11 protein-coding genes are annotated in these 21,976 nt (G+C 74.7%); 10 read left to right on the forward strand and 1 reads right to left on the reverse strand.

Features of this window, described 5'->3' with window-relative positions; genetic code table 11:
* Positions 1-3: 3 nt before the first annotated feature.
* Positions 4-1,089: a tetratricopeptide repeat protein gene (locus BN6_RS19790; RefSeq protein ID WP_041313340.1), complete on the forward strand. Its 1,086-nt coding sequence runs from the start codon at positions 4-6 to the stop codon at positions 1,087-1,089.
* Between the two features lie 56 nt (positions 1,090-1,145).
* Here BN6_RS19790 and BN6_RS19795 read toward each other — a convergent pair whose 3' ends face one another.
* Positions 1,146-2,216 (reverse strand): Fic family protein, encoded by a 1,071-nt coding sequence (locus BN6_RS19795; RefSeq protein ID WP_015101487.1) that lies wholly within the window; start codon positions 2,214-2,216, stop codon positions 1,146-1,148.
* Between the two features lie 671 nt (positions 2,217-2,887).
* On the opposite strand from BN6_RS19795, the gene BN6_RS19800 reads away from it, so the two are divergent.
* The 9 genes from BN6_RS19800 (at position 2,888) to BN6_RS19840 (ending at position 21,974) form a co-directional block, all read left to right on the forward strand.
* Positions 2,888-3,736 carry a DUF4132 domain-containing protein gene (locus BN6_RS19800; protein WP_015101488.1) on the forward strand — a complete coding sequence of 283 codons (849 nt, stop codon included), beginning with the start codon at positions 2,888-2,890 and terminating at the stop codon, positions 3,734-3,736.
* Positions 3,733-8,532, forward strand: coding sequence for a hypothetical protein (locus BN6_RS19805; RefSeq protein WP_015101489.1), 4,800 nt, complete (start codon positions 3,733-3,735; stop codon positions 8,530-8,532). Before BN6_RS19800 ends, BN6_RS19805 begins: the two co-directional genes overlap by 4 nt.
* Positions 8,529-9,671, forward strand: a complete 1,143-nt coding sequence (locus BN6_RS19810) for an ATP-binding protein (RefSeq protein ID WP_015101490.1) — start codon at positions 8,529-8,531, stop codon at positions 9,669-9,671. The genes BN6_RS19805 and BN6_RS19810 overlap by 4 nt, the downstream gene beginning before the upstream one ends.
* Positions 9,652-13,605: a vWA domain-containing protein gene (locus tag BN6_RS19815; RefSeq protein WP_015101491.1), complete on the forward strand. Its 3,954-nt coding sequence runs from the start codon at positions 9,652-9,654 to the stop codon at positions 13,603-13,605. Before BN6_RS19810 ends, BN6_RS19815 begins: the two co-directional genes overlap by 20 nt.
* Positions 13,602-15,467: a hypothetical protein gene (locus tag BN6_RS19820; protein ID WP_015101492.1), complete on the forward strand. Its 1,866-nt coding sequence runs from the start codon at positions 13,602-13,604 to the stop codon at positions 15,465-15,467. Before BN6_RS19815 ends, BN6_RS19820 begins: the two co-directional genes overlap by 4 nt.
* Before the next feature lie 645 nt (positions 15,468-16,112).
* Positions 16,113-17,408, forward strand: coding sequence for a putative glycoside hydrolase family 15 protein (locus BN6_RS19825; protein ID WP_015101493.1), 1,296 nt, complete (start codon positions 16,113-16,115; stop codon positions 17,406-17,408).
* A gap of 31 nt (positions 17,409-17,439) precedes the next feature.
* Positions 17,440-18,396: a VOC family protein gene (locus tag BN6_RS19830; protein WP_041313349.1), complete on the forward strand. Its 957-nt coding sequence runs from the start codon at positions 17,440-17,442 to the stop codon at positions 18,394-18,396.
* Between the two features lie 235 nt (positions 18,397-18,631).
* Positions 18,632-19,903, forward strand: coding sequence for a helix-turn-helix transcriptional regulator (locus tag BN6_RS19835; protein WP_015101495.1), 1,272 nt, complete (start codon positions 18,632-18,634; stop codon positions 19,901-19,903).
* A gap of 619 nt (positions 19,904-20,522) precedes the next feature.
* Complete coding sequence (locus BN6_RS19840) at positions 20,523-21,974, forward strand: FAD-dependent monooxygenase (protein WP_015101497.1); 1,452 nt, start codon at positions 20,523-20,525, stop codon at positions 21,972-21,974.
* Positions 21,975-21,976 lie beyond the last annotated feature (2 nt).

A 21,976-nucleotide genomic window follows, 5' to 3' on the forward strand; every position in this document is an offset into this window, starting at 1 on the left:
CCGGTGGTCCGGAGCGATCTGCTGTGTGCCTTCCAGGTCCTCGGTGCGGACGTGCTGCCGGTGCGGGTGCTCGCGGTCGGTGCGGATGTCGACCTGTGGCAGATCGACGACACCCTCGCCGCCCGCGAACCGACCGGCCCCCTCCACGCGGTCGACGGCGGCCGGTTCGCGGTGCGGCCCGCGCTGTCACTGGTCGCCCGACCTCGGGACGACCGCGCGGTGCGGGTGGCCCGGCGGATCGGCGACGACTTCCTGGTGGCCCTGGACACCTGCCGGGACGTCGTCGGTGGGGCGCTGTTCGGGTTCGACCACGAGCCGGCGCGGCTGGTCCTGCCCGCCGTCGGGTTCGCCGACCGTGCCGCTGCGAAGGCGTGGCTGTCCGGGCACCGCGACCTGCTCGCGGCCGCGGTCCGGGCGTGTTGCCGGGCGGGCTGCCATGACCTGTCCGTCGCGCTGGCGGCGCGGATCTGGGCCTTGCCGGCACCGGACCCCGACCTGGAGTGGGCGCACGAGGTCTCGCGGTGGGGCGCGGAGTCCGCGATCGAGGCGCGCCGGCCCGACGCGCTGGCCGGGCTGCTCGCGGCGGGTGCCCGGTGGTTCGCGGACGCGGGCGACTTCGTGACGGCCGAACTGCACGGCATCCGCGAGTCGCGGACCCGCCGGCGGATCGGCGCGCCGTTCGGGATCGCCGACGCGCTGTGGCGGCGGGCCGCGATCTACCGCCGCTGGGGCCGCCCGCACTTCGCGCTGGACTGCTACCGCGAACTGGCGGCGGACTACCAGGAGCAGGGTGACCGGCAGGGGTCGGCGCGGGCGTCGGCGGCGACCGGCGTGACGCTGCTGGAGTCACGCCGGCCGGAAGCCGCGACCGAGCAGTTCGAGCAGGCGCTGCGCCTCTACGACAGGGTGTCCGGCGCGCCACCGGCCGAACGCGCCTCGGTGCTGGAGCACCTCGGGCGCGCGCTGTGGGCGTTGGGGGAGCACGGGACGGCGCTGCGGCGGCTGGACCAGGCGTTGAGCCTGCTGGCCCACGTGGACGAGCCGGCCGCCGACCGGATCCGACGACTCCGCGCCGACCTCGAGCGCTGACCGGACAGCGCAGACCGGAAAGCACTGACCGGGCAAGCGCTGACCGGGGGAGCGCGTCAGCCGAACACGGCACCGTCGCGTTCGGACTGCTCGACCGGGCGTTCCGTGGTGAGCAGCCGGACCACCGGGCGGCACACGAAGACCTTGTTGTACAGCCGGTCGTCCAGGCTGGTGAGAACGCCGAGTTCGACCAGCCGCCGGGTGACCTGGGTGGCCGTCTTGGCGGTGACCCCGTAGCGGTCGGCCAGCGTCCGGTGGGTCAGCATCGGCGTGGTGACCAGGTCGCCCGCGACCCGGCGCAGGCTCGGCGGCTTCGGCGCGACGGCCAGGTGCGCGCGGCGCAGCCCGTCCAGCTCGTCCACCAGGCTGAGCTGGGCGAGCGCCTGGGCGCGCAGGCCGTCGGCGAAGAACCCGATCCACTCGTGCAGCGGCCCGCCGCGCACCACGGCCCGGACGCGGTCGCGGTACTCGCGGTGGTGCGTGTCGAGCCAGAACGACATCGGCAGGATCTGGTCCCGGAGCAGGCCGGTGCGCACCATCTCCAGCGAGCTGAACAGGCGTGCCACGTGCCCGTTGGCCTCGGGGAAGGGCCGCAGCCGTTCGAGGTGCAGGTGGGCCAGGGCGATCCGGGCCACCCGGGACAGCGGGCCCGGCGCGCGCACGCCCGCGGCCCAGGCCGCCAACGCGGTCCGCTGCGGCAGCGCCGCCCCGCTCGGCTCGGAGCTGGTCAGGATCGCGCTGATCTCGCCGAGCAGCGCCGGGTCCACCGGCCCGCCCGCCGCGACCCGTTCGGTGCCGTGCGCGGAGGCCAGGACGAACCGGCCGATCGGGTGCCGGCCGAGCAGGTCGGCCAGGGCGACCCGGTCGCCGGGCGCGCGGGGGACCAGCAGGTGGAACATCAGCGCCTCCACCAGGTCGGCGTCCTCGCCGGCCAGCGCGCCGGAGCTGCGGGCGTCGCGGATCCGGGTGCACAGCACGAGGGTGGAGCGGTCGGTGAAGCGTTGCGCGCTCTCGTTGAGGCTGCCCAGCGCGTATTCGGCTTCGGCCAGCGCCCGGTGGGTCCGAGTGGGGAGCACCAGGTCGAGGGGTTCCACCCGGGCGCGGTCAGCGGGTGGTGCGGTGTTCATGGCGCGCAGACTGGCCTATGTGGAGGGACCGCATCAAATGCCGGGAAATGGGCGCGCGGAGGTCCGATTCGCTCTCGGTGCACGTGCATCAGGGCGTGCAAATGCACGTGCATTTCGTGCCGTTCTTGATCCGGCCCTGGTCGGCGCGGGTGTGGTCGGCGGACGCTGGTGGGCGGCGGCCCCGGCCGGCCTTCGTTCCGACCTGGTCGTGACCGGGCCCCAGCGTCCCTGCCGGCGCCGTTCGTCGCCGGATCGGCGCTCTCTCTTCACTCGGTCGAGTGTTCATCCGATCCTCGATTCGGTCCATAGTGGAATATCGTCGAACGGCTGACCGCAAGGCTGCGGGAATTGCCCGGATTCCCATTCCGACAAATCGCCGGACGTGCTGCGGCCGCTGCGGAATGCCGTTGCCGAAAGGACTCCAGGGTTCCCGGCTTCGTCCCGGGCGGCCCGGGTCGGGCGACGGCCGCCCGGACGACGGTCGCGAACTACGTCCGGCTCCGGCGAAACCAACGGCCGCGCGGCTGCGTCGAACCCGCGCGCGGCGGGTGCCGCGGGCCCCGCCGGTGATCACGGCGGGGTTGCGAAACGGCTGGTACGCGGCTTTTGTCGGTGCTCGTCGTTAGCCTCCGCCCATCAAGTTCGATCACGACTTTTTCGCAGGAGGAAACGTGGGCTGGCTCGCCGCCGCGTCCGGGTACCAGGTGCGGCTTGGGGAAGGGGGGCGCGTCCAGGCCCGCAACGCCAAGGGCAAAGCGCTGTCCTCGGTGCCCGCGTCCATCAAGGACGATCCACAGGTGGTGCAGCTGCGCCAGCTCGCGGAGTGGCTGGCGCGGCACGAGGCGGAGTGCCTGTCCGCTGTGGACGGCTGGATGGTGCGGTCGCTCCCGGTGCCCAGCGCCCTGATCGTCGAGGTGTGGCCGGACGAGGCGTGGGCCGCCGCGCTGCGCGACCTCGTGGTGGTGGCCGACGGCGAGGTCGGCTTCCTGCGCGACGCCGACGCCGAGCGCGGCCTGGGCGTGGTCACTGTGGACGGTGACACCGTGCGGCGGCGTCCCGAGACGGTGTCCATCCCGCACCCGGTCCTGCTGGAGGACTTGGAGGAGCTGCGCGAGTTCGGCGCGGAGCTGGGCGTCGAGCAGAAGGTCCAGCAGCTGTTCCGGCAGACCTTCGCGCGCCGGCCGCACGCGGCCGGCAAGACCTCCGTGGACGATTTCTCCGGCGCCAAGTTCGAGCAGCTCAACCACGCGCTGGGTCGGTGCCGCACGCTCGGCTACCCGGTGCGCGGCGGCGACGCGGTGTACTCGGCGTTCGAGGACGGCCGGGTGGTCGAGGCGCGGTTCTGGATCGGCTCGGACTACCCCGAGGGCGAGACCTGGACCGGCGGGCTGAGCTGGACGCTGGACAACGGGGTGGGGCTGCCGCTGTCGGAGGTCGGGCCGGTCGCGTGGTCCGAGGGAATGCGCATGGCCTCGGCGGTCCACGCCGGCCGCGTCGTCGAGGAGGCGGTGTCCCGGTGAGTACGGACGAGAAGGCGCTCATCGGCGCGGGCGCGGTGCTGCCGGGCACGACCGCCGAGGGCGAGGACCGCGACACGATCACCGCCCGCCGGTACCGGCACGCGGCGCTCGAAGACCGCGTCGTGGTCCGCCTGGTGCCCGCGGTCCTCGGTCGCGCCGAAGACCTGACCTGCGAGTTCCTCGGGTTCGGCGAGCCGGAACGGGTCGCCGAGGTCGGCACCGGCCGGCGCGAGGCGCTCGGCTTCCCGGCCTGGGCCCTGGTCAACGACCCGGCCAACGCCCACCACGCGCTCAACCTGGTCAAGGACGTGGAGCGGCTGGCCCGCACCGCCAAGTCCCGGGCCGGTGCCGCCAAGGACGGCTTCACCGCGCTGGGCGAGATGCTCGGCCGGTCCGCGCCGCACTTCCTGCCCACCTTCTACGAGCAGGCCGGCCGGATCTTCCTCCAGCACGGCAACCACACCTACGCCGCGAGCATGTTCGGCAAGGCGCGCGAGGCGGAGGAGGTGCACGACCTCCAGGCCGACCCGGAGCGCATCCGCGAGGTGTTCCTGGAGTTCGCCTTCGCCGGCGCGCTGACCGCGAAGGCGCTGTCCGCGCACTCCAAGGGCCTGGCCCGCAAGTACGAGCCGGAGCCGGCGTACGAGCTGTTCGTGACGCTGTGCGTGGAGCGCACCCGCGGCGGCCTGCCGCCGTACACCGGGATGCCGGAGGACCTGCGCCGGCTCGCCAAGGCGGCCAAGCGCGACCTGAAGGAGGAGGACGAGCGGCTGCTGCGCGCGGTCCTGGAGAGCGCGTCGGTGAGCCGCGCGGGCGTCGCGTTCTGGAAGTCCTACCGGGAGTCGCTGGTGCGGCTGGCGACCCGGGACGAGGAGATCCGGGCGACGCTGCTGACCTTCGTGCCCGCGTCGGTCGCCGCCCTGGACACCTGGCTGGAGATCCTGGCCGCGTGCGGCGCGACCCGCGCGCTGGTCGAGCCCGGCACCGAGGTCGACGCCGCGGGCTGGCTGGCGTCGGTGATCTCGGTCCGCGACAGCGGCTGGCGCTCCACCGGCCGCTCCACCGTCGTGCTCGACCTGGTCGAGGCGATGGCGCCCCGGCTGGCCGCCGACGGCGTGCCGGTCAAGGCGCTGGTCGGCTGGCGGCAGGACGAGCTGGACCTGCTCGACGTGCTGGTGGCGCACGGCGTGCCGATCCAGCCGATCGACCGCGACGAGGTCAGCGTGAACGTGTCGGACTGGCTGTCCGACGAGGGCGAGGGCCGCCGCGACCTGACGGCGCTGGCCGGGGACGATTTCCTCGGCCGCGGCCTGGGCCAGGGCCTGGTCGACTACCTGCGCAACGCGGCCCGCAAGAACGTCGTCGCCGCCGACGTGCTGACCGCCGCGGTGTCCGTGCCGGGCCTGCGCCGGGCGCTGCGTGACTGGATCACCCGCAAGACCGCGACGTCCGCCGCCGGCCTGCCCGCGCTGGGCGACCACCTCGACGCGCTGACCGTGCTCCGGCTGCCCGAGGCGTTCGCCGACGTCCCGGAGGCCGCCGACGCGCTGGCCGCCACCGACGTCGCCGCCGCCCTGCACCACACCCTGCGCACCGGTCTGTTCGACGAGCTGGGCTGGCCCGCGCTGGAGGAGGCGGTCGCCCGGCTGTCCGCCGAGAAGCCGGCCAAGGACGAGGAGACCGCGATCGCCGGCGAGGGCTGGCCGGCGCTGGTGCTGCGGCGCGGCGAGACGTTCGTGGTGGCCGGTCCCGACGGCGTGCTGGCCGAGCACGTGGCGCGCATCCCGGCCGACGACCGGCACTCGTGGGGCTACAGCCCGAACGCGGTGTGGTTCGACGGGACGCTGCTGGTCCGCTGGCACGGGTCGGACGACGGGCGGGCGTACTGGAGCGACGCGCCCGACCACGTCTTCGACCCGGACCCGGGCACCAGCCCGTACTACCGGCGCGAGCAGGCCTTCCCGTCGATCGCGCTGCCCGACGGCTCCCGGTTCGCCGGCCGCCGCGCGGCGCGGCCGGGCGACACCGTGATCACCCAGGGGCGTCAGGCTTACGGTGACGGCACGTCGCAGTGGACCTACGTGTGGCGCGAGAACGAATGGCGCTGGAGCGAGGTCGACCCGGCGACCGGCGAACTCGGCCGGTCGAGCCTGCCCCGCTTCCTGGAGGACTTCGCCGCCGACGGCGCGAAGCTCGAACTCGCGCGGTGCGACCTGCGGCCGGCCGACCCGGCGACGGCGGGCAGCCCGCTGGGCGCGGCGGGTGGTCTGCACGGCTGGCGGGTGCGGAAGGAGGCCGACGGCTCCTGGCTGGGGGAGGGCGTCGACGGCCGCCGGGCCCGACTGCCCAGGGGGTCGAGCAGGCCCGCCGGCGTGCTGACCGTGCCGGGTGGCCGGCTGGTGCTGGCCACCGACGACGACTCGGCGAACCTGCTCGACGACGAGGGCGTCCTGCTCGGCACCGTCCGCTACGGCGACAAGCACGACAAGTACGCCGCCGGCACGCCGTTGGTGCCGCCGCTGGACTGGTGGCACCTGCTGCGACCGCGTGACGAGGCCGGTTCCGCCGCGCTGCGCGCGGTGACCCGCAAGGCCGTGGACTCGATGCTCGCGGCGGCCCTGGCCGAGCAGGGCGAGAAGAAGAGCCGGCGCAAGCGGCTGCTCGCCCTGGTCCGCGGCGAGCGCGACGACCTGGCGGCGGCGGTCGGTGACGCGCTGCCCGGCCTCACCGACCCGGCGCTGCTCGCGGGCGTGCTGGACGTGGTCCGGCGGGCCGCGAAGCTGCTGCGCGGCTACCGGGCCTACGCCGAGATCGCGGCGGGCGCGCGCAAGGTCGACCCGGCGATCTTCGCCCCGGCCGGCGCGGTGGTCGGCGAGGACGACGTGACCGCGGCGTTGAGCTGGTTCGGCAACAACCGTTCCAGCCGCACGAACCTGCGCACCACCCTGCCCGAGCTGCTGGCGGCCCTCGCCGAGACGGCGGCCCGGCCGAAGCCGGAGGAGCGGGCCCTGCCCGAGACGACCGCCGCCGGGTGGGTCGACCTGCTGCCCGTGCTGGGCTCGGTCGCGCACCGCGCGGCGTCCCCGCTGACCTCGGACGAGGTCCGCGAGGCGGCGGTGCTGGTGCTCCGGTCGGTCGCGGACAGCGGCCTGGCCGCGGGCACCGGCCACTGGCGTCGGGTCGGCGTGGTGGTGCCGAACGGCGAGGCCAAGCCGCTGCACCGGGTCATCCCGGTCAAGGACGGCTTCCTCGCCCTGGTCGCCGAGCAGTGGCGGCGCGACGCGCCCAACCGCTACGACGGCGTCCAGTTCACCCGCACCCCCGGCACGTTCGACCTGCCGCGCAAGTGGAAGATCGACTACGCCGAGGAGATCCGCCCGGGCTTCGGCCCGGAGCGGATCACCAGGTTCCTGGCGGTGCTCGCCGAGCGCGGCCCGGCGCCGTGGCACCCGGAGGCGGTGCCCGCGCTGGCGGAGGCGACCGGCCTGGGCACGGCCGTGGCCACCGTGCTGCTGGCGGGCATGTCCGGTGTGGACCGGTGGGACGCGGCGTACCTGTCCGCCGACGAGCGGCGGCGGATCGACCTGTCCGCGGCGGGGGCGAAGACCGCCAAGGAGCGGCTGCGGCCGCTGTCCGACGACTTCCGGCACCGCCTGCTGGACGCGTCGGTGCCCGCCGACCCGGCCGACCTGTGGACCACCGGCCCGGACACCGCGGCCGTCGCCGAGGTGTGGATCGCGGCCCAGGGCCGCCGCCGCTCGGTGCCCGACGACGTGCTGGCCGACGCGTCGAAGCTGCTGACGGTGTCCGACCCGGGCGAGTACGTCACCGCCCTGCTCGACCCGGAGAACGTCGTCTGGCTCAACGAGGTCAGCGAGACGCGGATCAAGGGCGCGGCCATGGAGGGCTACCACCGCGACGGGTTCAGCGAGTTCAGGCTCAGGGCCGTGCCGCAGGCGTTGTTGTGGCTGGCCTACCGCCTCCCGGCGGGCTCGCCGCTGCGCACCGGCCTGACCCGGGCGCTGGCGCTGGCCCGGCAGGGGGTGGCCGACCCGAAGTTCGGCCTCGACCTGGGCGGCTGGGTCCACCACGAGGGGCTGCACGCCCTGCTCGGCTTCGCCATGCCCGCGGTGGGCGAGGCCGTGCACCACAAGGACTGGCTGCACCTGCTGGGCACGTACGAGGAGTACTGCCGGGTGGTGGTGCGGCCCGGTCGGGTCGGGCCCGAGGACCGCGACGTGCTCGCCGCCCTGATCGAGCTGACCAGCTCGCAGGAAGTCGGGCAGGCGCTGGCCCTGCTCGGCGACCCGGCCGTGGCGGCGGCGTGCGCCGTGCCGCCGACCGGTGACCCGCAGGCCTACCACCAGGTCCCGGCCCCGGAGCTGGTGGCCGAGGTGGTCGGGAGGTTCGGCCTGGGCGAGGACGCGGCCGCGCTCTACCTCCAGCTGCTCGCGCTGCCCGACCCGACCGACGCGAACGTGGCCCGGTGGACCGGCTGGAAGCCCGCGCGGCTGCGCAAGGCGCGGACCGAGCTGGCCGAGACCGACCTGGTGCTGACCGCGAAACGGGCCCGCGCGGGCCGTTCGCTGTTCCTGCCCGGCGGGTGGCTCGCGCTGTCGAGCCCGCACCTGCCGCTGGAGTCGTGGAAGGCGCCGATGTTCGGCTTCACCCGCCACCCGCAGGGTGTGGTGGTGCCCCGCGAGCCCGTCGCCGACCTGTTCGTTCGCGCTTGGCGGCGCGTGCTGGACGGCGACACGCCCGCCTACGAGGAGCTCAAGACCGGAGGACGCAGGTGACCGCCGCACGGCAGATCGACCCGGCCGAGGACGCGCACGCCGAGGAGCTGGCGTTCCTGGCCGCCTACGACGACGGCCGCAAGCCGCCCGGCTGGCGGCTCACGCCACGCGCGGTCGTCACCTTCATCACCGGCAGCGCGGGCGACGCGCTGGCGCTGCCCAAGCCGGTGGCGGGCCTGCCGACCCGGTTGGTGATCAGCGCCAAGTTCGTCGGCGAGCGGGCGCTGGTGGAACGCGCGGTCGTCACGCTGGCGGGCGAGCGCGGGCTGCTGCTGGTCGGCGAGCCCGGCACGGCCAAGTCCATGCTGTCCGAACTGCTCGCCGCCGCCGTGTGCGGCAGCAGCCAGCTCACCGTGCAGGGCACCGCCGGCACCACCGAGGACCAGCTGCGCTACGGCTGGAACTACGCGATGCTGCTCGCCGAGGGCCCGAGCCCGCGCGCGCTGGTGCCCTCGCCGGTGCTGACCGCGATGCGGACCGGCGGCGTGGTGCGGGTGGAAGAGGTCACCCGCTGCCTGCCCGAGGTGCAGGACGCCCTGGTGTCGATCCTGTCCGACCGGCGGATCTCGGTGCCCGAGCTGTCCGGCACGGACGGCTCGACGGTGCACGCCGCGCCGGGCTTCACCGTGATCGCCACCGCGAACCTGCGCGACCGGGGCGTGTCGGAGATGTCGGCCGCCCTCAAGCGCCGGTTCAACTTCGAGGCGGTCGGCCCGATCGGCGACCTCGCCGCCGAGACCGACCTGGTCCGCCGGCAGGCCACGGCGGCGCTGGACCGCGTGCAGGCGCCGTTCGCGGTGGACGACGTGGTGCTGGAGGTCCTGGTCACGGCGTTCCGCGACCTGCGCAACGGGATCTCGGAAGAGGGCTGGGCGGTCGAGCGGCCCTCCACCGTGATGAGCACCGCCGAGGCGGTGTCGGTGGCGACCTCGCTGGGACTGGCCGACGCCTACTTCCCCGGCGACCGCGACCCGCTGTCGCTGCTGCCCGGTCACCTGCTCGGCGTGGTCCGCAAGGACGACCCGGGCGACGCGGCCCGGCTGCTGGGCTACTGGGACGGCGCGGTGCGCCGCCGCGCCGAGACCGGCGCACGCACCTGGCGCAGGCTGTGGGAGCTCCGTGACGTCCTCGACGCCTGACCCCACCGTGGTCCGGAACGGTTCGTGGTCCGCCGACGCGCACTCCGCGTCGGCGGGCCCGCCCGCTACCGTTGCCGCGCGAGCCTTCCCGCCCGATCCCGCGCCTGCCGCCGCCGTGCCGTCGTCGCGCCGTGCCCTGTCGTCCTCGGTCCGCACCGCTGAGAACAACAGCGCTGGGAACAACGGCGCCGGGGACAACAGCGCTGGGAACAACGGCGCCGGGGACAACAGCGCTGGGGATAACGACGCTCAGCACAATGACGCTGCGGCGGAGTCCGGCGGGGCGTCGGCGGGCGGCGTCGGGTCGTTCGTCAGCGGGCCGGCGGAGGACGACCTGGCCGTCGCCGAGCGGCTGGCCGGTCACCGCGAGCCGTACCTGATCGGGGTGCGGCACCACTCGCCTGCCCTCGCCGCCGTGGTGCCCGAGCTGCTCGAAGCGGCCGATCCCGAACTGCTGCTGATCGAACTGCCGGAGGAGCTCGGCGAGTGGCTGCCGCACCTGGCCGACCCGCAGCTCACCGCGCCGGTCGCGCTGTCCGGCGCGCGGCGCGGCGGGGGGAGCCTGGCGTTCTACCCGTTCGCCGACTTCTCGCCGGAGCTGGCCGCGATCCGCTGGGCCTACCGCAACGGTGTGGAGGTCCGTCCGTGCGACCTCCCGCTGGCGGCCCGTGACGGCGGCCACTCGGGCTCCGGTCCGGGGGTGTCGCCGCTGGCCGACGCCCTGCGCCGGTCGGTGACCGGCCGCGACGGCGACGACCTGTGGGACCGGCTGGTCGAGGCGTCCGCACCGGGTCAGACCGCCGAGGCGGTCCGGCGGGCGGCGCTGCTGGTCGGGTGGGCGCTGCGCCGGGACGCCTCCGGCGGGTCCGGTGTGGACCGGTTCGACCTGCGCCGCGAGGAGTGGATGCGGCGGGCGGTGGCCCGTGCGGACGGGCGTCGGGTCGCCGCGGTGATCGGGTCGTTCCACGCTGCCGCCCTGCTGGACGGCCCGGCCGCGCCGGACGACGTGCCCGCCGACCAGGACGTGGTGACCTCGCTCGTCCCGTACGGCTTCGCGCTGCTCGACGAGCGGTCCGGCTACCCGGCGGGCATTCGCGACCCGGAGTGGCAGCAGGCGGTCCTGGAGGCCGGGGGCGATCCGGCGGCGGTCGAGTTCGCCGCCGCCTCGGTGATCGTGCGGATCTGCTCGCGTGTCCGGGAGCTCGGCCACCCGGCCGGGCCCGGCGAGGCCCGCGAGGCGCTCCGGCTGGCGATCGACCTGGCCCGGTTGCGCGGGCTGCCCGCGCCGGGGCGTGGCGAGGTGGTGGAGGCGGTGCAGAGCGTGCTGACCCACGCCGAACCGCTCGGCCGGGGCCGGGTCGTCGCCCGCGCCGCCGGCGACGTCCTGGTGGGCCGCCGGTCCGGCGTGCTCGCCCCGGGCACGCCGCGATCCGGCCTGGCCCCGGCGGTCGAGACCGTGCTCGCCGAGCTGCGGCTGCCGGGCCCGGACGCGCGGGAACCGGCGACGCTCCGCCTCGACCCGCTGCGCTCGGACCTGGACGCGCGCCGCGAGATCACGTTGCGCCGCCTGGGGGTGCTGGGTGTGCCCTACGCCGAGCACACGGCGACCACGGGTGTCGGTGGCGGTGACGCGTTGACCACCCGCTGGACCGCGACGTGGACCCCGTCCACGGCGGCAACGCTGCCGGTGGCCGGGCTGTGGGGCCCGACGCTCGACCAGGCCGCCCTCGGGCGGTTGCGGGCCCGACGGGCGGAGCGGGAGCGGGTCGCCGGCCACACGCCGGCCGACGTGCTGGCCGACCTGGCGGACGCCGCCGCGTGCGGCCTGCCCGAACTGGTGCGGGAAGTGCTGTCCGACGTCGGGACGGTGCTGCCGGGTGCCGGGACATTGCGGGACCTGCTCGCGGGCCTGGACCTGCTGGACCGGTTGCGCGCGGGCCACGTGCCCGGCACGCCGGCGGGTGTGCTCGACGAACACCCGCTGCTGGCCCGGGAACTGGAGACGGCGGCGGTCGCCCAGGTGGCGGGTCTGGCCGGCTCCGAGGACCCGGCGGACGCGCACGCCCTGGTCGAGCTGGGCCAGCGGCACGACCTGCGCGGGACCGGCATCCGGCTGGCCGCGACCCTGCGGCACCTGGCCGACGAGGGCGTCCCGCTGATCGCGGGCGCGGCCGGTGCGGCCCGGGTCCTGCTCGGGCTCGCGACCCCCGCCGAACTGGGCGGGCGGATCGCCTCTTGGATCGACACCGCGACCACGCCGGACCGCCGGCTGGTGCTCAAGCAGGGGCTGACCGGCGTCCTGGCGGCGGCGACTCCGCTGCTGGAGACGACCGAAGCCCTCGAACCGCTGCTGGCCCGGGTGGAAGCGCTGGGGGACAAGGACTTCCTGCAACGCCTGCCCGCGTTGCGGGGAGCGTTCACCTCCATCGGCCCGGCCGCGCGGGGCCGGGTGCTGGCGGTGGTCGAGCAGCGCACCGGTGACCGCGTGGACGCCCACGGGGCCGTCGACCCGGAACTGCTCGCCGTCTGGCTGGACGCCGAGCACACCGCGGCGCAAGCGCTGCGAAGCCACCACCTCACGCGCCCGAAACTGTCCACAAAGGATGAAGAATCGCCGCCCGAAGCGCAGATGACGGCCAGCGGTGACACGGACATCACGACCACTGCCGAGTCCCGTCCGCCGACCACGGACTCACCACACACTGCGGATTCACCACCCGCTGCGAACCCTTCGTCCACTCTGGACAAGGCGGTCGCTGTGGACGGTCCTTCCGCGGCGGAGGGTGCGGCCGGTGTCGACGGGCCGATCGTGGATGACGGCGTTGCGGAGCCGGGGTCGCTGACCGCCGCGCTGCGGTGGCGGCTGGTCCTCGGCACGCGCGGCGACCGCCCGGCCGGGGGTGCGCGGTACGCCGCCGCCCTGGACGAGCTTTACGGGCTGGAACGGGGCGAGGGCGCGGTGACCGGCGGCGGTCTCGGTGCGGACTTGTCCGCTCCGTTCCCGGACGTCCGGGAGTGGTCGGACGAACTGGTCGCCCTGTTCGGCGACCGGGTCCGGGAAGAGGTGCTGGCCGCCGCCGCGGAAGGCGGTCGGCTGGAGGCCGCGCTGGAGATCGACGCGGCGTCGGTGCGGCCGTCGGTCGAACTGCTGCGCAGCGTCCTCTCGCTGGCCGGCGGGCTCTCCGAACACGCGCTGGCCCGCCTGCGGCCGTTGGTGGAGCGGCTGGTCCGGGAGCTCACCGCGCAGTTGGCCAACCGGGTGCGCCCGGCGCTGACCGGCATCCAACTGCCGGTGCCGACCCGCCGGCCGGGCGGCAAGCTCGACCTGCCGCGCACCCTGCGGGCGAACCTGGCCACGGCGCGCCGCGACCAGGACGGCCGGGTGCTGGTCGTGCCGGAACGCCCGGTGTTCCGCACCAGGGGCCGGCGGTCGGCGGACTGGCGGCTGGTGCTCGTGGTGGACGTGTCGGGCTCGATGGAGGCGTCCACGGTCTGGTCGGCCCTCACCGCCGCGGTGTTCGCCGGGGTGCCGTCGCTGTCGACGCACTTCCTGGCGTTCTCCACGGAGGTGGTCGACCTGACCGACCGGGTCTCCGACCCGCTGTCGCTGCTGCTGGAGGTGCGGGTCGGCGGTGGCACGCACATCGCGGGCGCGCTGCGGCACGCCCGCTCGATGGTGACCGTGCCGGAACGGACGATGGTCGTGCTGGTCAGCGACTTCGAGGAGGGAGGGCCGGTGTCGTCACTGGTCGGGCAGGTGCGCGAACTGGTGTCCTCCGGGGTGACGGTGCTGGGCTGCGCGAGCTTGGACGACAAGGGCGTCGCGCGCTACTCGACGTCGGTGGCGGGCGCGCTGGTGGCGGCCGGGATGCCGGTCGCCGCGCTGAGCCCGCCCGAACTGGCCCGCTGGGTGGGGGAGAAGGTGCGCGGATGACCCTGCCCCCGGTGGCACCCGCGGTGGTGGCGGACGTGCTCGACGCGCTCCCACCCCGGCTGCGCAAGCGGATCGACACCGCGCTGGACAAGGCGGCGGCGTGGGAGGTGACGGCGTCGGGCGAGTCGGCGCGAGCCGAACTGGACGCCGACACCACCTTGACCTGGACCCTGGTCGCCGGCGCGTTGACCACCGCCGACGACCTGGTGTGCAGCTGCCTGCTCGCGCCTCGGTGCCTGCACCGCGGCGTGGCGGTGGCGGCCGCCCCGATCGCGGCCGACGCACCGGCCGACGACCCCGCCGACCCGCCGCCCGACCAGGTACACGACGGGCCGCCCGGCTCGACACCCGGCGGCACCGCGACGGCTGGCGGCACCGCGACGGCCGGCAGCACCGCGCCAGGTGCGATGACCGGCCTGGCTGGGACGGGCGTGGCAGGCGGTGTGGCGGAGGCGCTGCCCGAACTGCCCGTCGCCGTGACGGCGGGCGAACGTGGTGCCGCGACGGCGTTGTGGGAGGCGTGCACAACGGTCCTGCGCGCGGGTGCGCAGGGCAGTGGCGCGGTGGTGCGGGCCGAGCTGCTTCGGGCCGTGCACACCGCGCGGGTCGTCGGCCTGCACCGGGCGTCGGCGGCCGGGCTGCGGATCGCCTCGGCGCTGGCCGGGGCGCGGGCGGGCGACTCGACGTTCGACCGCGAAGTCCTCACCGCCGAACTGGTGGACCTGCTGCTGCTGTGCCACGACCTGCGCACCGCGCCGGAGGCCACGTCCGAACTGCGCGGCACGGCCCGCCGCGAGTACCGCCCGATCGGCTCGCTGCGGCTGTACGGGCTGTGCACCGAGGCCGTGGTCACCACCTCCGGCTACGGCGGCGTGGTCACGCACCTCGTGGACGACGCGGGCGGGCTCTGGACCGTCCCGGCGATCATGCCGGGCGGGCCGGAGCGGGTGTCGGCTGCCGCCGGTGGCCCGGTGGCGGTCGGCGAGTCCGGGCTCTCCCACCGCGAACTGGGTCGGGTGGGTCTGCTGCTGGCGGGCGGCACGGCCTCGCCGGACCGGCGGCTCGGCGCGGGCAAGGCGGTCCGGGCGGTGCGGGCGTCCGGCGTGAGGTGGGACGCCGACCCGCCGGCGCGGCTGTGGGCCGAACCGGTGGTCGACCAGGTGACCCGCGCCTTCCAGGCGGGCACCCGGCCGGACACCCACCGCCCGGCGGGCGCGGACCTGCTGTTCGTCGAGGGCACGGTGCTCGGCGCGGCGGGCAGCGCGCTGCGCCTGGCGACGGCGGCCGGCACGCTGGACCTGATCGGCGACGGCGACCGCACGCGGGAGAACCTGCGCGTGCTGGCCACCGCCGGCGGCGTCGACCTGCGGTTCGTGGCCCGGCTCCGGCCGGACCGGCCGGGTACCGCGGTAGCCCTGGCCGTCTCCGGCGACCTGGCGCTGCCCGCCGACCTGCAAGGGCACGTCGACCTGGGGCTGGACCGGCTGCAACGCTCGCACGTCAGGGGTGACGCGCGCGACCTGCCGCCGCGCCCCGAGCCGACCGACCGGGTGCCGCCGCCGCTGCGGCCGCTGGAGAACGTCCTGCACCGCGTGACGTTGGGCGGCCGGGCGGTGGCCGCCGTCGCGTCGGCCTCGCGCGACATCGCCACGTTGTCGCGCAACGGTCTCACCACGACCGCCGACCTCCTGGCCGACCTCGCGCTCTCCGCCCGCGACCGGGAGCGCGACGCGTTCGGCCGGGTGGTGCGCGACGCCGGCGACGCGTTCCCCACGGCGTGGCTGCGGGCCGGCCTGCACGTCCGCGAGTTCACCCGCACCGTCGCACGCCGATCGTGGCTCGACGCGGTGAGTCCGGTGTAACCCGACCTCGGCCCCGGTGCGCGCCGCCGATCCACCGGCGCGCCCCGGGCATCCGGCCGGTTGGACGTCGGCCGGATGCCGGCGGGCCGGTCCTGGCGTGGATCGGGGTGCATCGGCGTCCTCCTGCGGGAGGCCGACTCCTTATCCGCTGTTCGCGTGTTCGCTTCGGCCGCCTGTCCTCGCGCATCCGTGTCGGGTGGCGTGTCGAACGCGTCGAACGCACTGCCCGACACCACCGCAGTGGGCCGAACGTGGTAGTCCGGTCCGCGCCGGGGTTCGCGATCCCACTCCCCGTAGGCACGCCCGATCCGTGCCCGCCCATCGCCGCGGTTTTGGCGACCCCGTCATACCAGGCGTTTTCCCGGATTGAGCTTGCGGGATGCCCCTGATTCACGGTTCAAACCGCATTTCCGGCCTTTGTCCACTGTCGTGGGAATTCTTTCCACGGTGCCGCGCGCAAGGTTCGGCGAAGGTGGCTCGGGTATCCGCAGCACAGTGGACAGGGCGGGTTCGACCGCGCCGGGCTGTGAGGATCGCCACGCTCCCGGGGCCGCTGACCTGCGTCATCGGCGAAAGCGGACACAGTCTCACATTCGGCGGCCGCAGTCGCCGGGATCGGGTGGCGAGCGTTCGGCGAGGTGAACCATGACCAGTTTCCAATCCGAGTCCATGGGCGGGCGGCGTGGCCGTGGACGGTTGACCGGGCTGCTCGGGGTGGTCGCCGTCACGGCGGCACTGGTGGTCGTGCCCGGCACGACGGCGAATGCGGTAGGAACTCCTACCGTGGACGGACGCGCGGACAGCTATGGCGGAGTGGGGGACGCGCAGTCGTTCTGGCTGCACCTCAACAGCACGCCGGTGAGCGATTCGATGGCGGCGACCGAGGCGAAGCGGCACAAGTACGTCGTGCTCAACGCGTGGGAGGGCGGCCTGCTCAAGAAGCTCAAGGCGAGCAATCCGAAGGTGCAGGTCTACGTCTACAAAGACCTCTCCTCGACCCGCAGTTACGCCTGCAAGGGCGGCGTGGACGACAAGTACCTGCCGGCCGGGGTCGGCTACTGCGCCGCCGACCAGAACCACCCCGAGTGGTTCCTGCTCGGGCCGACCGGCAAGCGGTTGGAGTACAGCGGGTACTCCGGGCACTGGCAGATGGACGTCGGCAACACCACCTACCAGAACGCCTGGGCGGCAAACGTGATCGCGGACGCCCGGGTGACCGGGTTCGACGGCGTGTTCATGGACAACGCGCTCTTCCCGTGCGACGCCTACCACGAGGGTGTCTGCCCGCCGAAGTACCCGACCGACGCGAAGTTCCAGAGCGCCTACAAGTCGATGCTGGCCAACCTGAAGGCACGGTTCGCCGGGGCGAACCTGAAGACGGTCGCGAACCTCTCCAACGCGCGACTGCACAACGGGGCGTGGGACGCCTACACCGAGCACCTCGACGGTGGTTTCGACGAGTGGTGGCTGACGTTCGACAACAGGAACCTGCTGCCCGAGTACGACCAGGGCTGGAGCCGCCAGGTCGCGGAGATCGCCTCGAACGAGGCGCGCGGCAAGATCACCCTGGTCCAGCCGCACTTCAGCCCCGGCCAGGATCGGCCGCAGCGCTACGCGATGGCCAGCTACCTGCTGGCGCTGGGCGACAAGGCCGCGATCTCCGAGATCGAGAACACCGACGACTACGGCGACCCGACCGCGCGCAGCGCCATGTACGACTGGAACCTGGGCAGGGCCTCCGGCGCGTACCGCTCGGTGTCGCCCAACGTGTTCCGGCGCGATTTCGCCTGCGGCACGGTCATCGTGAACGCCAACAAGGACAAGACCGAACCGGTGCGCCTCAAGCTCGGCACGAGCTACACCGACGAGCGCGGCGCGAAGGTCTCCTCGGTGACCTTGGCCGGCACGTCCGGAACCATCCTGCGCAAGACCTGCGCGTAGGCCGGCCGCGGGTCGGGATACGTTGGTCCGCATGGCTTCCGACATCACCGGTCTGCACCACGTCGGGCACGTCGTGCGGGACTTGGCCGAGGCGCTGGACCTCTATCGGCGTCTCGGCTTCGACGTGCCGCCGCCCGCCTACCCCGCGATGGTCCCGCCGGGCGGTTCCGCGCCGGAGCCGTTCGGGGCGGCCAACACGCACGCCGACTTCGCCCGTGACTTCGTCGAGGTGGCGACCTGCGTCGGCGAGGGCGCACGGATTCCCGAGGACGCGAAGATCGTCCCGCTGCAGGCCCCGCCGGACGTGCTGCCGGTGCTCCTCGACCGGATCGCCGCGACCAGCGCCAACCTGGCGGTGTGCCTCAAGCGGTTCGAGGGTCTGCACATCCTGATGTTCTCCTCCTCCGACGTCGACGCCACGGCCGCGCGCCTCGCCGACGTCGGCGTGCGCCACGGCGGGGTCAACACCGTGCGACGGCCGGTGCGAGCCGACGTGGTGGAAGCCGTGCGGTACTTGGAGATCGACGGTGACCAGCCGGGGCTGGAGGCGGAGGGCCGCATCGGCGTGGTGGCCGACCTCGACCAGGAGATCCAGTCGACCCGCGTGCGGGAGCACCCCAATGGCGCGGTGGCGTTGCTGGAGGCCGTGCTGTGCGTGCCCGAGGCGGACCTGGACGCGGTGGAGCGGCGCTATGCCCGGTATCTGGACGTCGAGCCGGTGCGCGAGGGCGTGACCCGGGTGTTTCCGCTCGGCGCGGCGCGGTTGAGCTTGGTGGCGGACGGCGATCTCGGCGCGCTGCTTCCGGGCGAACGGCCGGTGGCATCCCCGGCTGTCGTGGCCTTCACGGTGGGGGTGGCGGACCTGTCGGTTACCGCCCGCCACCTCCGCGCGCAGTCCTGCCCGTTCCGGATGGCCGAAACGGGTGACTTGTTCGTGCCGGCCGAGTCGGCGCTCGGGGCGGCCGTAATCTTCCGGGAGATGGCCTGAGATCGGCCGCGCACCGCCCGGCCGGGCCGCGGCAGGCATCGACCCTGCCGTCCGGCACCGACCGGCGACCACGTTCCCACCAGGCTGCCGCGGGCCTGGTCGCGCTGGAACTCGGTGTCCGACCGATCTACGGTGAGTTGTACGGGGTCGACTGAGAGTGACCGCGCTGGGTGGGTGGGCGTCCTGGCCCGGCACGGCGCGGACGGTCGGCCGGACCTGTGCGAGGGGGAGCGCGATGGGTGATCCGGGGGTCCGGCCACCGCTGTGGGGAGCCGGCGGGGCTGTGCCGTTGGACGAGTTCCTCCCGTTGGGGCGACCTCGGAACCGCGCCGCCGGCCCGGTCGGACCGGCCCGTCCGCCGCACCGCTGCGCCGCCGAACAGGCGCTGTGCCTGTTGATGGCCGGGCGGGACTGGGCGGCCGCGGTCCGGTGCGCGGAGGAGGCGCTGGCCGACGACGTGTGCCGGCGCGCCGAGCTGTGCGTGGCGCGGGCGCTGTCGACGCTGGTCTACGGCGGGGAGCTGGTGACCGCCGACGAGCACAGCCTGGCGCTCGCGGCCCGGCCGGAGACCGCCGGGGTGGTCGCCCTGCTGCGCGCCCGGCTGGCCCGGCTGTGCGGTGACGTCGACCGGGCGCACGACCTGCTGGGCGCGCTGGCGGGGTCCGACGCGGGGCTGGGCACCCGGGTCGTGGCGGCCTGCTGGGCGGTCGAGCTGCTGGCCGAGTGCGGCGAGGTGGATCGCGCGCGGGCGTTGGCGGCCGAGCACGGGCTGGACCGGGTGCCGGCCGCCGGTGCTGCGTGCCGCCCGGTGCTGCTGGCCGCGCGGGGCGCGCTGGCGATGGCGGCGGACCGGTACGACGCCGCGGCGGCGGACTACCTGGAGTGCGGGCGCGAGCTGACCGCGCGGGGCGTGCTGAACCCGGCGGTGCTGCCGTGGCGCGGCGAGGCGGCGCTGGCTGCGTTCGCCGCCGGGCGGTGCGGTCTGGCTTCTTCACTGGCCCGGCAGGAGTACGCGGCGGCGGTGTCGTGGGGCGAGTCGCGGACCGTGGGACGCGCGCTGTCGGCGGTGGCGATCGTGGACGCGCGCGGCCGGGAGGTGGAGCTGCTCGGAGAGGCCGGCCAACTGCTCGAACTCGCGCAGGCGTGGCCGGAACTGGGCCGGGTGAGCTACGAGCTGGGCGTCCGGCTGGCCGCCCGCGGCGACGTGCCGGCGGCCCGGCAGCGGCTGGAGCGGGCGCGGGGGCTGGCGCTGCGGGTCGGTGACGCGGGCCGGGCCGCGCGGGCGGAGCGGGCGCTGGTCGACCTTGCGCCGGCCCGCCGCCCGGCGCTGACCCGACAGCAGGCCCGAATCGCCCGACTGGCCATCGCGGGTTACTCCAACAAGGAGATCGCGGCGAAACTCTTCCTGGCGCTGCGCACCGTGGAGTTCCACCTTTCCAGCGCCTACGACAAGCTCGGGATCGCCGGCCGGCGGGAACTGCGCACGGCTCTCGTCGACTGCGCCTGAACACCTCGGCGGTCGGTCCGACAAGCCGCCGACTTCGGGTTCGCGCAATACCGGCGCGCCCCGCACCGGCGGGCTTGCGCTATTTGCGCGCGCCCGCGTGGCCGGTGCCACAATCGTGCCGCCACCGGTTTGCGGGTGACCCGTAGGTTCCCGGTCGGACCCTTGTCGCCGGCCGATCGACCGTGCCAACATCGATGTCAGGGAAAACCAGGTCCTGGCGAAGTTCATTCCACTGCGGCGCGGTATCGGCGCTCCGCGAAAAACAGCGGAAAGGGTCGGCGATGTCCGACGAACCGGATCTGACCACTCGGCTGGAACTGCTCGCCGAACGGGTGCGCGACCTGGAGGACGGGCGCGGCCACGCACGACCGCTCCGGGCCGCCGGTCGGCCCGCGCGCCGGCGAACCGCTTTCCGGAATGCGCCGGGCGGGGCTTCCGGCCGCCGCCGGGTCCCGCGTCGGGTCGCCGGCGTGCGGGCGGCAGAACAATCCGGTTGATTCGCCGGGTGGCCTTTGGACACCCGTCGGGGATGCCCGGTCGTTCGGTCGGGAAGAAGTGCCCGGACGACCGCCGTGGTGAATCGCCCGGTGCTGCGCGGACTGTTCGAAGGGAGGGTGGAATGGACGCTTCGGTGGTGGTCGTCGGGGCCGGTCCGACCGGTCTCGTGCTGGCCGGGGAATTGCGCTTGGCGGGCGTCGACGTGATCGTGCTGGAAAAGCTGCCGGCGCCGACCGGTGAATCGCGCGGAATCGGGTTCACCATCCGCACCGCGGAGGTGTTCGACCAGCGCGGCCTGCTGCCCCGGTTCGGGGAGGTGGAGACCGGGGAATTCGGGCACTTCGGCGGTGTCCCGCTGGACCTGGGGGTGCTCGGCACGGCCCGGCGGGCGGCCAAGACCGTCCCGCAGGCCACGACCGAGGCCGTGCTGGAGCGCTGGGCGCACGGCCTGGGCGCGGACATCCGGCGTGGCGTGGAGGTCGTCGGGTGCACCGAGGACGCGGCCGGCGTGGACGTGCGCGCGGCGGGCACCGACCGACCGCTGCGCGCTCGCTACCTGGTCGGCTGCGACGGCGGCCGCAGCACGGTCCGCGCGCTCGCCGGGTTCGACTTCCCCGGCACGGACGCCACCACCGAACTGCTGCTGGCCGACGTGCGCGGCGTCGAGGTCGAACCGAGGATGGTCGGCGAGCAGGTGCCCGGCGGCGTGGTGCTGGCCGCGCGGCTGCCCGACGGCACCCACCGGGTCGTCGTCGGCGAGCACGGCGCGCCGCCGCGCCGCCGGTCCGACCCGCCGGACTTCGCCGAGGTGGCCGAGGTCTGGCAGCGGCTCACCGGCACCGACATCGGGCACGCCGAACCGGTGTGGGTGAGCGCGTTCGGCGACGCCGCCCGCCTGGTCACCGAATACCGGCGCGGCCGGGTGCTGCTCGCCGGCGACGCCGCCCACGTGCACCTGCCCGCCGGCGGCCAGGGCATGAACACCGGCATCCAGGACGCGGTGAACCTGGGCTGGAAGCTCGGCGCGGTCCTGCGCGGCGCCGCACCACCGTCCCTTGTGGACACCTACCACGACGAGCGGCACGCGGTGGGCGAGGCGTTGCTGGCCGACGCCCGAGCGCAGGGCGCGCTCATCCTGGGCGGTGAGCGGGTCGCTCCGGTGCGCGACGTGCTGGCCGAACTGCTGCGCTACCCGGAGGTCGAGGCCCACCTCGCCGCGCGGGTCAGCGGCCTGGACATCCGCTACGACGTCGGTGGCGGCCCGAACCCGTTGCTGGGCCTGCGGATGCCGCACCTGGACCTGTCCCGCGACGGCCGCCGCACCGGTAGCACCGAACTGCTCAGGACCGGCCGCGGTGTGCTGCTCGACCTGGCCGACAACGCCGTGCTGCGCGGCCGGGCGCGGCCGTGGGCCGACCGGATCGACATCGTCACCGCGACACCGCTCGCACCCGTCGCCGGTGACACGGCGGCTGTGCTGCTGCGGCCCGACGGTCACGTCGCCTGGGCCGCGCCCGGAAGCCACCACGACCTGCCGATGGCCCTGGACCGCTGGTTCGGGCCGGCCGGCTGACC

The organism is Saccharothrix espanaensis DSM 44229 (assembly GCF_000328705.1).
GTDB lineage: Bacteria > Actinomycetota > Actinomycetes > Mycobacteriales > Pseudonocardiaceae > Actinosynnema > Actinosynnema espanaense.

What these genes read in the sequence shown, in the direction of transcription:
- BN6_RS19795 (WP_015101487.1), bottom strand. Translation starts at nt 2,216, where the DNA reads ATGAACACCGCACCACCCGCTGACCGCGCCCGGGTGGAACCCCTCGAC.
- BN6_RS19825 (WP_015101493.1), top strand. Translation starts at nt 16,113, where the DNA reads ATGACCAGTTTCCAATCCGAGTCCATGGGCGGGCGGCGTGGCCGTGGA.
- BN6_RS19835 (WP_015101495.1), top strand. Translation starts at nt 18,632, where the DNA reads ATGGGTGATCCGGGGGTCCGGCCACCGCTGTGGGGAGCCGGCGGGGCT.
- BN6_RS19830 (WP_041313349.1), top strand. Translation starts at nt 17,440, where the DNA reads ATGGCTTCCGACATCACCGGTCTGCACCACGTCGGGCACGTCGTGCGG.
- BN6_RS19840 (WP_015101497.1), top strand. Translation starts at nt 20,523, where the DNA reads ATGGACGCTTCGGTGGTGGTCGTCGGGGCCGGTCCGACCGGTCTCGTG.
- BN6_RS19820 (WP_015101492.1), top strand. Translation starts at nt 13,602, where the DNA reads ATGACCCTGCCCCCGGTGGCACCCGCGGTGGTGGCGGACGTGCTCGAC.